Below are 12,021 nucleotides of genomic sequence, written 5' to 3'. Positions count from 1 at the left end.
CGGCAGGCTGAGTATCTGCAGCAGCATCGCAATTACGGCAAGCCCCGCCGTCATCGACATGGCGATGCGCCATCCCAGCCAGTCGCTGATCAAGGCACCCATTGAAGGGGCAGCGATGGTGGCAAGCGAAACGCCGAGGGTGACGATAGCCATGCCGCGCCCGGTCGAGTTTGCGCCAACGAGCCGTGCAACAACCGCAACCGAAAGCGCCCAGAAACCGCTGAGCGCGATACCCAGTCCGGCCCGGCCCACCAACAATAGCCAGAAATCGCTCGCAAATGACGCGAGAATGTTGGAGCCGATCGCCAGCGCACTAAGACCGACAAGCACGCTCTTGCGGTTTAGTTTGCCGATGAGAACGTTGCTCAGCAAGGCCGTCACGGCGCCCACGGAAGCTGTAGCCGTAACAACCTGCCCGGCTGTACCCTCGGTAATGCCGAGATCGCGCGCCATGGGCGTCAACAATCCCGCTGGCAGAAACTCGGCCGATACCAGCGCAAAACTGGTGGCCGCCATCGAAAGAACCGCAAACCAGGTTGCGGTGGTCCATGCGGGTTCCTCTGCGGCCTCCAGGCCAATCGTTGCCCCATCAAATTCTGATGTCGTGTCCGTCATGGTCTCTCTCCTTGAGTTGGGAGAGTTTTAGACGAATTTTTTCGGATGATATGTATCTAAAAATCCGAATTTCATGCCTATTCCTCCGAAATTTGTGCGTTGCACAACGTTTGGATGTACATGTGCGTGGCCGCTGTTTCAGGTTCAAACGCGGGCGATGTGGTTTAGGGAGATGCCGTACATCACGTGGGTAAATTGATAGAGGGACATTCCAGGTAATGTTGCGGGGATTATGGAGGCGTTCGGCCCGCGAGTGGATCACGCGCCTCACGGTAATTGCCGCTGATCTCGATATTTTTCAATTCACGGAGCCCGTTATGTTGGTTAAGCCATCATACGGCACGGCACAGACGGGCGAACGGCACGTTTTCGCTGTCCTTGGCATTTAGGGTTCCAGGTCATGGCCTGCCGTTGGTCGGACAGGTGTCCAGTTTTGAGTTCCAAAGGGCGCTGGCAGGCACCGTCGACGCCCGTGGCATGAGGCGTTTATTTACGGCCTCGTTGTGCCAAGCCCCTTGGCTCACATCGCGTCGGAAGATACCCATTTGTTGCGACCGCTCTGTTTGGCGTTCAAGAGTGCGGCGTCTGCTCGTTCCAGCACGCTACTCACTGTCCCTCCCGCCGGTGCGGTTGCAATACCGACGGATACGGTGACCGGGTCAAGCAGGCGACCGCGATAGTTGAATGGCGCGCGTTCGACTGCACGCCGGAGTCTCTCCGCAACCTTGATGGCATCTTCAATACCCGCAGCCGGCATCAACACAGTGAATTCCTCGCCGCCGAAACGGAATAGTTCACCCAGCTCGCCGACGGCTTCGGAAAGGACTTGGGCAACATATTGCATCACCGCGTCACCGGCATCGTGGCCAAAGCGGTCATTGAAGCGCTTGAAATGGTCGATATCAAGCATGAGACAGGCGAGTGAATCGTCTGGCTTCTCAATATGCCTGTTCAGCGCCTCATCAAGAGACCGACGGTTCAGGAGACCGGTCAAGGCATCCTGTCTGGCCATGCCAAGCAGCCGCTGCCGCAGCTGGAGGTTTGCGACGGCAAGACCAATATTCTCGGCGAGGAGTTCCAGATAAAGTCGCTCTGTCTCCAGCGTTTCGTTTCTTGCGGGAATTTCGAGGTACAACAGGCCTACGGTGTCCCCCAAGGCGGTCAGCGGTATACAGAGACCGGTTCCGAAATTTCCATGGAGGTGATGGCAGACGACGTCGTCCCCGTCCGGGTTGTTGGTGTGGGGGCGTCCGCGACGCAGAGCCCAGCAATCATCGATCAAAAACTCGGGCGCGGAAAACGAAGGGTCGGACCATTTTCCGGTCGATTGGAGAAGTGTACTGTTTTCCTTGAGCACAAGCAGCCGGCCCGCGATAGCGGGGAAAATCTGCGGCATGAATTTCGCAACGACGTCGGACAATTCATCCTGATTCTGGCACGCCTGAATTCGATGCATCATTTGGAGGATTAGGTCCTTGATGCGTTGGTTCCTGCGGTGCTCTGCATCAAGCCGTTCCCGTTCCAGCCCGTTGCTGCGGAAGATGCGAATGGCTTGGTTCATTTCTCCAATTTCGTCACGTCGCCCTTCGTCTGGTACCTCTATACTGTAGTCCTGCCGGGCAAGGCGCATGACGATATTGCTCATTCTGATAAGGGGCGCGGCAACACGTCTGCTGAGGACAAAGTACAATACGGCCAAAAACATCAGTGCGGTCAGGGCAAGCATCACCTTGGCGATAGATCCGTAGAAATCACTTCGGCTTTTGGCCTGGTCGACTGTCGCCTGCGTGCGTGCCGCAACGGTCTCTCTCACCTTTGCAACGGTATTCAGCAGACTCGTATGCAGTTGATAGTACTCGTCGCCGAACAGGACCTGTTGCGCATCACTCTGGCGCCCGGAGCGATAAGAAGCGATGGCCCCTCGCTCCATCGCATCCAGCCTGTCAGCGCTCTTTCGTATATCCTGAAACAATCCTTCTTCCTGCGGCGAGGCACCGAGCGCGGAGAGTTTATCCAAGGCTTTCTCGAGGTGGTTTTCCTGATCTTCGTCGACATAGAACTTTGCCAGATGCTGCTCGTCGCCTCGCATAACGTAAAGACGTGCCTCCTCGGCGCGCTCGTCCGCGATGATCACCAGTTCCTCGGCAAGATCGTTTAATTCGAGATGAGACTCGATTGTCGCGCGCTCTTGAGACGCGCTTCTTGCCGACAAAATGAATGTGGTGGCTGATACTGTCGTCAGTATCAGCGTCACGGCATAAGCCAGGTTTGTGATGGTGCCAAGTCGCATGGTGGTGCCAAATCTTGCCGCACGGTATCACGACCGGGTGCGGCGGGTCCAATTTGTGGGTTTGACCAATCATTTCGCCAGGTCTGTCTGATCCCCTATGGCTACCTCTTAGTCCCGCAGTCCAAAATGTCCAACGCGCTGTGTGGATTAAATTACCAAATCTTTAGTTGTGTGCCATTTCGCCAGTACCTAGCTTACCGGTAAGGCCGCATCCGATGTGGACATGCGCCACATGATAATGCGCGTGGTACTGCATTCTGCGTTCGTATTTCGTTGACTGGCCCATGCAGGACATAGCGTGCAGCCAGATCGTCTTCACCTGCTTTTGGGGGAACGCGGGAGTTTGGTAAAACGGCGCTTTACCGTTCGTCTCGGTGAATGAAGCACCCATAGCGCATAGCACAGAAGGAGACGGGTCTGTCATCGGCTCGTGGCTGCTCGATCTGACGGCCGAGGCCCTGAAGCAGGACCCTGATCTAGACCAGTATGGTGGCCGGGTTTCGGACTCCGGCGAGGGGCGCTGGACACTGCAGGCGGCTGTCGAAACGGGCGTACCGGCTCCCGTGCTGGCATCGGCGCTGTTTGAGCGCTTCTCGTCACGCGGTGAGGCCGAATTTGCCGGCAAAGTGCTCTCGGCAATGCGCAATGCCTTTGGTGGCCATTTGGAAAAGGTAAAATAGGCGCGCAGGCCATCGACAAGTAACGATCGGACGGGCCGGCTTCAGGCGGAAGCCGCTACTGGACAAGATAGTGGATATAGTCCACTATTTTGTCTCCGGCGCGATATGCCGGGCAAACGCGAACAAAGTTACAAAAAACAAGGGGAACTTATGTCGCATTCAGCCACGTCGGCCGACGTGGTGCTATCCGTTCGTCATCTCACGGTGGATTTGCCGCCGGGAATGGAGCGCAGCCACGCGGTCAAGGATATTTCGTTCGACCTTCACGCCGGGGAAATCCTTTGCATCATCGGCGAGTCGGGATCCGGCAAGTCCGTTACCGCAAGTACGATCATGGGACTTTTGTCGCCGGTCATCACAGTCAGTTCCGGCGAAATCCACTTTAGAGGAATGGACATCCTCTCGGCCAGAGAGGAAAAAATCCGGCCTTTACGCGGTCAGGCGGTCTCGATCATATTTCAGGATCCGCTTTCCGCGCTCAACCCGTTGATGACCGTCGGCGACCAGATATCAGAAGTCCTGGAAGCCCATGGGGCCGGAACGCCGCAGAGCCGAAACGCCAAGGTTCTGGAATTGCTGGAGGAGGTGGGCCTTCCCGACCCGTCGTTGATGCGACTGCAATATCCATTCCGCCTCTCCGGCGGACAGCGGCAGCGTGTCATGATCGCCATGGCGCTGGCGCTTGATCCGGATGTCCTGATTGCCGATGAGCCGACGACTGCGCTTGATGTTACCACGCAGGCGCAGATCCTTGACCTTATCCGAAAAATCCAGAAGCGGAAAAACATGAGCGTGATGTTCATCACCCATGATTTCGGTGTGGTTGCGGAAATTGCCGACCGTGTTGTGGTGATGGAAAAGGGATATCTCGTCGAGCAGGGAAGGGCGGATCAGGTTCTGGTCAGCCCGGTTCACCCCTACACGCAGCGGCTGGTTGCTGCTGTGCCGCGCATGCGCAACGCACAGCGCCCGCTTGACGAAGGCGCTCCCGTTGTTCTCGAAGTGGAAAACCTCGAAAAGGAATACCGCAGTTCCGGCTCGTTTTTCCGCAAGGCCCGGACCGTCAAGGCGGTGAACGGCGTCAGCTTCAAGCTGAGAAAAGGGCAGACACTCGGTGTTGTCGGGGAGAGCGGCTCGGGCAAGTCGTCGCTTGGGCGCGTTTTGCTGAAGTTGCTTCACTCGGATGGCGGCGCCATTCGCTTCGACGGTCGCGATATAGCTGCGATGGACGAAAGCGCGTTTCGATCCTTGCGGCCCTATATTCAGATGATCTTTCAGGATCCGTTTGCTTCGCTCAATCCGCGCCACACCATCGGCAGAATTCTGACGGTTGGTCCGCTGGCTCATGGAATGGCCTTGCACGAAGCGAGAACAAAGGCCCTTGGAATTCTAAAGCTCGTTGGTCTGGACGAGCAGGCCTATGACCGTTTTCCGCACGAGTTTTCCGGCGGTCAGCGCCAACGCATCGGTATTGCCCGCGCCCTGATGTTCGACCCGGTTGTTCTGGTGGCCGACGAAGCCGTTTCTGCGCTGGACGTGTCCATACAGGCGCAGGTCCTGCAACTTCTGGCCCATGTTCAAAGAGAAATGAAGGTGGCGATGATCTTCATTACCCATGATCTCAGGGTCGCAAGCCAGATTTGCGATGATGTGCTTGTCATGCACAAGGGAACCGTGGTGGAGCAGGGGCCGCCCACCCAAATCTTCCGATCGCCCACGCACCCCTATACGCAGAAACTCGTTGCGGCCATACCCGGCGCAGACTGGGAGCCGGCGGCTACGGCCTAGGCCATGTAACAATTTAGACGTCCGGGCAGTTTGCCCTAACGTCTATTTGTCTCGAGCGCCAATTCCAAACGCTCTGACCGCCGGACTTCGCCTGGTCCGACGGCGCTTTAACACGTTGATATAAGGCAATGAAATATATAAATAAATTTCATAATTTGTGGAAAAGTAGTTGCATTTGTCCACTAACTGTCATTTCATATAGTCACAAAACTGCAATACGACATGGCCGAAACCTGCACTGTGGCGCGCCCGGAAAGCGTACCCGCAACTGCTGTCCTGTGGCCATTCGATCGGAAAACTCATGCATAAGCCAACTGCGAAACCGCCCGTATCACCGACCGACATCAATCTCGATGTTCTCGAAGACACGTTGAGCTTCTACATCCGCACGATCAATCTTGCCGTGTCGCGCGATCTCGATGACCGGCTGGAGGGACTGGATGTGGCGAAGGGAACAGGAAAAATCACGACCCTGCTGCTCGTTGATGACTATCCTGGCATCCGCCCTTCGGTGATAGCGCATCTCACGATGCGTGACCGTTCGGCCATGGGCAGGATTATTGACCAGATGGTTTCACATGACCTCATCCGCCGGGAAGTGTCGCAGGAAGACAGCCGCGCGCAGGAACTTTATATCACCGAAGCAGGGGCGGCACTCGCCGTGAAAGTTCGCGAGATCGTTCCGCAGCAGTCTCGCGATTTCTTCAGCTTCATTCCAGAGGACGAACAGAAACAGGTGATCGACATCTTGCGTCGGGCCTATCGGCATATCGTGGGGCTTTCATGACAAATCGATCGGAACAACGCGTTGCTCTCATCTCCGGTGCAAGCCGCGGCATAGGCGATCAAATTGGCGCAACCCTCTTGGAGGAAGGCTGGCGGGTTTCACTTGGTATGCGCACCCCCGCGCTGCCTTCCTGGGCCGCAGGTCACGAAGAAAAAGTTCATCTCTTCACTTACGATGCGAATGATGTGGTTGCTGAAAAAAGATGGACGCAAGATGCCCTTAAGCGGTTCGGTCGCATCGATGCCATCGTGGCGAATGCGGGCATCATGATCCCGAAGACCGTGATCGAAGCTGACGACGACGATATCGATGCAATGTTTTCCGTGAACGTCAAGGCGCCGCGGAGGCTTGTGAAGGCCGCATGGGATCCATTGTGCGAAAGCGGTCGTGGCCGAGTGATTATCCTCGCATCTCTCTCGGGCAAGCGCGTCAAGTCGGCATCGTCGGGCAGCTATTCCTTGTCCAAATTTGCCGCCGTGGCCCTCTCGCACGCCGTTCGGCAGGCGGGCTTCGACAAGGGCGTGCGCGCGACCGCCGTCTGCCCCGGATTTGTGGCAACCGACATGGCTGCGGTCCTATCCGAGCGGCCGGCCGCGCAGATGACCCAGCCCGCGGATCTCGCCCGTATCATTGCCATGCTGCTGTCCCTTCCGAACGAGGCCTCCGTTGCCGAGTTCGCCATTAATTGCCAGCTTGAGGAGTTTTTCTGACATGCCCGGTCCTTATGTCGTTCCCGTTCATGGGGATGCGGAATTACCGAAAGAAGTCGACGTCGTTGTCATAGGCGGCGGCATCATCGGTACCTCTACCGCGCTCGAACTTGTCGATCAGGGGCTGCGAGTTGCCCTGTGTGAAAAAGGCGGCATCGGGCACGAGCAATCGAGCCGAAACTGGGGTTGGGTGCGTATTTCCCGCCGCGACCCGCGCGAAGTGCCCCTAATGGCAGAGGCGCTTCGCATCTGGGCCGACCTCAATCGCCGGTCCGGGCGGGAGACGGGTTTTAAACAATCCGGCATCGTCTTCACCTGCGCCAATGAACGGGAATTTGCCGAGCACGAACGCTGGAACCACAATCTTGAGGGCTACCAGATTGAGAGTCGCATGCTGAGTGCGGCGGAATTCAAGTCAAAATATCCTGGATCCAACATGAATATTGCCGGTGCGCTCTACACCGCCGGTGATTGCCGCGCGGAGCCGCAGCGGGCAGCGCCCGCGATTGCGGAAGCGGCACGCGATCGGGGCGCCGCTATCCTCACAGAATGCGCAGTGCGCGGCCTCCAGCTTTCAGGTGGAAGGGTCTCCGGCGTGGTGACGGAGCGTGGCGAAATCGCCTGCAAGGCTGTGGTAATGGCAGGAGGCGCATGGTCCAGCCTCTTCCTGGGTAATAACGGGCTCGACTTACCGCAGCTCAAGGTCATGAACTCTGTGCTGCGGACAAAGCCGCTGGAGGGCGGGCCGGAAGAGGCAATTTGGTCAAATGGTTTTGCTATCCGCAAGCGTCTGGATGGTGGATATACGATCGCAAACGGCTTTCAGAATATCGTCGACATCGTTCCGGCATCTTTCCGCTACGCGTTGAAATTCCTGCCTGCTTTGCGGCACGAGTGGCGTTCGCTCGATCTGCGTCTGACGGGCAAGTTCTACGATGAATGGCGCATACCGCGTCGCTGGAATCTCGATGAGCCGTCGCCCTTCGAATATAACCGCGTGCTCGATCCGGTTCCGTCGAAAGCGATGACGGACGGCGCTCTGGCGAAGCTGAAACAGGCATTTCCGATTTTCGAAAAGGTGGAAATCTCGCAGCGCTGGGCAGGCATGATCGATGTAACGCCGGACGCCATTCCGGTCATCGACGCCGTTGACGCCATTCCGGGTTTCCATGTCGCGACCGGTTTTTCAGGCCACGGGTTTGGAATAGGGCCCGCGGCCGGAAAGTTGATGGCCGACATTGTAACCGGCCGTAACCCGATCGTTGATCGCCATGATTTTCGGTTCAGCCGCTTTAGCGATGGCTCGAAGATCAAACTCGTCAGCGGATTCTAGGGTGACGCCACGGGGCCGAGCGCAAGCCGTCATGTCAAAGCACAATGCAGGCAACTGTCGAAGGGAGCCAAACTGCCCAAAGAGGCGGAAGAAACAATAATCGTCATGTTCAACCATCGGATCAAGGGGAACTAAAAATGTCCGACCAGAACAAGCCGCTTATCAATACCACCCGCCGCCAGGCACTCGGCCTTTTTGCACTTGGTGCATCCGGTGTCGTCCTTTCCGGACTTCCGGTCTTTTCCCGCGCCATGGCGCAGGACAAGTCTGCCAAAGGCCAGCTGACCGTCGGCTTCTCTCAGGAACCCACTGTCTTCAATCCGCATATGCCCCACATTGAAGTGGATGAAGGGATCCACTTCAGCATTTTTGACCCGCTGTTTTACGTGGACGAGAAGGGCGCCTTCGTCGCCGCGCTAGCAGCGGAGGTCCCAACAGTCGAAAACGGCGGTATTTCCGCCGATGGTCTCAATTGGAAAGTCAAGCTTCGTGACGACGTCAAGTGGCACGATGGAAAGCCGTTTACCGCCGAAGATGTCAAGTTCACACTTGAGCTTCTCGTCGATCCGAATTTCCGGTCGTGGCGCAAGACCGGACATGAATTCGTCCGTGACCTAAGCGTCGTGTCCCCGACGGAAATCACCTGGAAGATGGAGAAGCCCTTTGCGCCCTATCCGTCTATCCTTGCTTCCACCTTCATGACCCCGAAACATCTTCTCGGTGCGGAAGCCGACCGCAACACAGCCGCCTATAACAACGCACCTGTCGGTACCGGAGCCTTTAAATGGAAGGAACGCGTCGCCGGCGATTACATCCTTCTTGAAGCCAACACCGACTATTTTGGTGACGGCCCGCATGTCGAGCGTCTGATTTACAAATATGTCCCTGACCTCAATGTTCTGTACACCCAGTTCAAGACAGGCGATATCGACGTTGTTGGTCTGCAGTGGATCACGCCGGACCACTATGACGAGGCCAAGGATCTTTCCGGAAAGGTTGTCAATGTCGTACCCGGTTCAACGATTGAATCGCTCTCCTTCAACATGGAGCGGCCACAATTCAAGGATCCGGCTGTCCGGGAGGCTCTCTACTCCGCAATCGACAAACAGTCGATCATAGAGGCGCTCTATTACGGTTTGCCAACTCCCACGGAGAGCTACGTCCCCCAGCAGTCATTCTATTACAATCCGGATTTGCCCAAACATGAATATTCCATCGAAAAGGCGAAGAAGCTTCTGGATGATGCGGGCTGGGTGGCCGGTGCCGATGGTGTTCGCGCGAAGGACGGGGTGAAGCTTGCCTTCACCTGCTCGACAACAGCGGGCAATCACATCCGCGAACAGGTGCAGCAATACATGCAGCAATCCTTTAAGGATATCGGCGTGGAAATGACCATCTCCAACCTGCCGCCGGCTGTCATGTGGGGCGACTACTGGATGTTGTCGAAATTCGATTCCGTTATTGTTGGTCTCGATTTTCTGACCGGGCCCGACCCCGATACATCTGATTTTTTCCGTTCGACGTCGAGCCCGGCGAAAGGCGGTTCGGGCCAGAATACCTGGCAGTTTGCCAACGGGGAAGTTGATGATCTTCTCGCGAAAGGCGGCAGCCTCTTCGTGCCGGAGGAGCGCAAGGCGGTTTACCTGAAAATTCAAGAGATCATGCGCAAGGAAATGCCGCTTCTGCCGCTGTTCCAATATGCGACGGTCCGCGGCCACAAGCAGGGTATCGAGAACGTCAAGCCGAACGTCAATACGCGCATCGACACATGGAACGTTGCGACCTGGCATCTGGCGTAAAGGCGAGCCACGAAACGGGGCTTTGCTCCGAGATATGTGGAACGCGCCGGCTTTGAAACAGCCGGTGCACTGACGGCTATTCGTGGACGGGCTTGATGCCTGTCCACGATGCGACCTGGAGTCTCACCCATGCTGACCTTTCTTTTGCACCGCATATGGCAGAGCCTTGTGCTCCTGCTGCTTGTTTCGATTATTGGATTTGCGATCCTCAATCTTGCGCCGGGCGGGCCCCTGTCGCAATTTGCTCTCACGCCGGGCATGACGCGGGAAGCTCTCGACCGCATCGCCCACCAGATGGGCCTCGATCGGCCTTTGCCGATCCAGTATCTGGATTGGGCCTGGCGATTACTGCAGGGTGATTGGGGTAAATCCTATCGCGACCAGCGCCCGGTTCTCGACATTATCTCCGGACATCTTTTCGCGACATTGCTTTTGATGATCTCATCGACGGTCGTCTCGATCCTTGTCGGTACGTGGATCGGGATCAAGGGTGCCACCAAGCGTTATACGTTGTTCGATTATACCGCGACAGTCGGCGCGATGATCGCACTGTCCATTCCAACTTTCTGGTTCGGCCTGGTTGCGATCTATGTTTTTGCGCTGCGGCTGAAATGGCTGCCTGCGGGCAACATGTACACCATCGGTGACCAGTCATTCTACGACTATGCGATCCACCTGATCATGCCGAGCCTGGTGCTAGCCCTCGTCAATATCGCCGTCTGGAGCCGCTATATGCGGACCGCGACGCTTGACGTCATCAATCAGGATTTCGTCCGCACCGCGCGGGCCAAGGGGCTGTCGCCACGTCGGGTATTGATGAAACATGTCGTTGGTAACGCCCTCCTGCCGATGATCACGCTTGCCGGCCTTCAGCTCCCGACGATCCTCGGAGGTGCGCTTGTTACGGAAACCGTCTTTACCTGGCCGGGCATGGGGCGTCTCTTCCTCGATAGCCTTGGTTATCATGACTATCCGGTGGTCATGGGCCTTTTGATGTTTTCCGCAATCCTCGTGCTGCTCGGCAGCCTGCTCGCTGACCTGATGGTCGCTCTCGTCGATCCCCGTATCCGGCTCGGATAGGACTTAACCGGCGAGCACCGCAATCAACGGAAGGAAAGACCATGTCCGCTGCCACACTCCAACCCACCCGCGCCGTGCCACGCTTCCGCTGGTGGCAGAACCGTACGCTTCTCCGCTTTGCCCGCCACAAGCTGGCAGTTCTTGGCGTCATCATGATCACGATCATGATCTTTGCCTGCGTTGTCGGCCCATATCTCTTGCCTTACGACGAGTTGTTCATTGATCTGCGCGCGCGCTTTGCGCCGCCTATGACCGGCTACCACATATTCGGTACGGACCCCCTCGGGCGCGACATCGCGGCGCGACTGTTCAATGCCGGCCGCATCTCGTTGCTTGTCGGGTTTTTCGCCATGGTGCTGTCGACGGTGATCGGGACAGTCATCGGTGTCGTTGCCGGTTATTACGGCGGTCGCGTCGGCGCAATCCTGATGCGCTTCGTTGATGCGTTTCTTTCTTTCCCGAGCATTTTCCTGCTTCTGGCACTGGCCGCTTTCGTCAAGCCGAGCCCGTTCATGATCACGGTCATCATTGCCGTCACGAGTTGGATGGAGATTGCACGTCTGGTCGAGGCAGAGGTCCGTTCCTTGCGCGAGCGAGACTTCGTGATGGCAGCCCGCATGCTTGGTCTGCCCAATGGCTGGATCATGTTTCGGGAATTACTGCCAAATGCTGCCGGGCCCATCATCGTCGCGGCGACGTTGACGGTGGCGCGCGCCATTCTTCTTGAGGCCTACATCAGTTTTCTGGGTTACGGCATTCAGCCGCCGCTGCCAAGCTGGGGCAACATGTTGAACGGTGCCCAGCAATATCTCGACAAGGCGCCCTGGCTCGCCATCGTCCCCGGTGTCGCCATCACACTCGCCGTCACGAGTTTCAACTTCATAGGCGACGGACTTCGCGACGCGCTCGATGCCCGCAGCGATCTGAATTGAGAGTGCG

9 protein-coding genes and 1 pseudogene are annotated in these 12,021 nt (G+C 57.0%); 8 read left to right on the top strand and 2 right to left on the bottom strand.

The features are described 5' to 3' along the window. Both V6R85_RS25600 and V6R85_RS25595 read right to left on the bottom strand, forming a co-directional pair. Positions 1–615: MFS transporter (locus V6R85_RS25600; RefSeq protein ID WP_336377335.1), on the bottom strand; the 615-nt coding region annotated here is incomplete at its 3' end. 520 nt (positions 616–1,135) lie between these two features. Then, positions 1,136–2,905, bottom strand: a complete 1,770-nt coding sequence (locus V6R85_RS25595; protein WP_112958735.1) for a diguanylate cyclase — start codon at positions 2,903–2,905, stop codon at positions 1,136–1,138. A 413-nt stretch (positions 2,906–3,318) separates the two neighbouring features. Between V6R85_RS25595 and V6R85_RS25590 the strand changes: the two are divergent. From V6R85_RS25590 to V6R85_RS25555, 8 genes and pseudogenes are all read left to right on the top strand, one after another. After that, positions 3,319–3,585, top strand: a pseudogene (locus V6R85_RS25590) (phosphogluconate dehydrogenase (NAD(+)-dependent, decarboxylating)); the annotation flags it as partial. Between the two features lie 150 nt (positions 3,586–3,735). Continuing rightward, positions 3,736–5,373 carry an ABC transporter ATP-binding protein gene (locus V6R85_RS25585; RefSeq protein ID WP_099086986.1) on the top strand — a complete coding sequence of 546 codons (1,638 nt, stop codon included), beginning with the start codon at positions 3,736–3,738 and terminating at the stop codon, positions 5,371–5,373. A gap of 301 nt (positions 5,374–5,674) precedes the next feature. Next, positions 5,675–6,160 carry a MarR family winged helix-turn-helix transcriptional regulator gene (locus tag V6R85_RS25580; protein WP_003509618.1) on the top strand — a complete coding sequence of 162 codons (486 nt, stop codon included), beginning with the start codon at positions 5,675–5,677 and terminating at the stop codon, positions 6,158–6,160. Then, positions 6,157–6,870 (top strand): SDR family NAD(P)-dependent oxidoreductase, encoded by a 714-nt coding sequence (locus tag V6R85_RS25575; RefSeq protein WP_003509620.1) that lies wholly within the window; start codon positions 6,157–6,159, stop codon positions 6,868–6,870. Before V6R85_RS25580 ends, V6R85_RS25575 begins: the two co-directional genes overlap by 4 nt. Before the next feature lies 1 nt (position 6,871). Then, on the top strand, positions 6,872–8,203 hold the full coding sequence (locus tag V6R85_RS25570) for an NAD(P)/FAD-dependent oxidoreductase (RefSeq protein ID WP_003509622.1): 1,332 nt from the start codon (positions 6,872–6,874) through the stop codon (positions 8,201–8,203). Positions 8,204–8,340: 137 nt separating this feature from the next. Beyond that, the gene (locus V6R85_RS25565; RefSeq protein WP_112958734.1) at positions 8,341–10,002 is read left to right on the top strand and encodes a peptide ABC transporter substrate-binding protein; all 1,662 of its coding nucleotides are present in this window, start codon (positions 8,341–8,343) and stop codon (positions 10,000–10,002) included. A 129-nt stretch (positions 10,003–10,131) separates the two neighbouring features. Next, positions 10,132–11,082, top strand: coding sequence for an ABC transporter permease (locus V6R85_RS25560; RefSeq protein ID WP_060723831.1), 951 nt, complete (start codon positions 10,132–10,134; stop codon positions 11,080–11,082). Between the two features lie 41 nt (positions 11,083–11,123). Then, positions 11,124–12,014 carry an ABC transporter permease gene (locus V6R85_RS25555; RefSeq protein ID WP_003509628.1) on the top strand — a complete coding sequence of 297 codons (891 nt, stop codon included), beginning with the start codon at positions 11,124–11,126 and terminating at the stop codon, positions 12,012–12,014. Positions 12,015–12,021 lie beyond the last annotated feature (7 nt).

This window comes from Agrobacterium sp. CCNWLW32, from assembly GCF_037083425.1.
In the GTDB taxonomy this organism is placed as follows: domain Bacteria; phylum Pseudomonadota; class Alphaproteobacteria; order Rhizobiales; family Rhizobiaceae; genus Agrobacterium; species Agrobacterium radiobacter.
This window is presented reverse-complemented; position numbering and strand designations above follow the sequence as displayed.

Bases quoted from the DNA above. Each gene is read 5' to 3' on its own strand.
- V6R85_RS25595 (WP_112958735.1), bottom strand. From the start codon at position 2,905: ATGCGACTTGGCACCATCACAAACCTGGCTTATGCCGTGACGCTGATA.
- V6R85_RS25585 (WP_099086986.1), top strand. From the start codon at position 3,736: ATGTCGCATTCAGCCACGTCGGCCGACGTGGTGCTATCCGTTCGTCAT.
- V6R85_RS25580 (WP_003509618.1), top strand. From the start codon at position 5,675: ATGCATAAGCCAACTGCGAAACCGCCCGTATCACCGACCGACATCAAT.
- V6R85_RS25575 (WP_003509620.1), top strand. From the start codon at position 6,157: ATGACAAATCGATCGGAACAACGCGTTGCTCTCATCTCCGGTGCAAGC.
- V6R85_RS25570 (WP_003509622.1), top strand. From the start codon at position 6,872: ATGCCCGGTCCTTATGTCGTTCCCGTTCATGGGGATGCGGAATTACCG.
- V6R85_RS25565 (WP_112958734.1), top strand. From the start codon at position 8,341: ATGTCCGACCAGAACAAGCCGCTTATCAATACCACCCGCCGCCAGGCA.
- V6R85_RS25560 (WP_060723831.1), top strand. From the start codon at position 10,132: ATGCTGACCTTTCTTTTGCACCGCATATGGCAGAGCCTTGTGCTCCTG.
- V6R85_RS25555 (WP_003509628.1), top strand. From the start codon at position 11,124: ATGTCCGCTGCCACACTCCAACCCACCCGCGCCGTGCCACGCTTCCGC.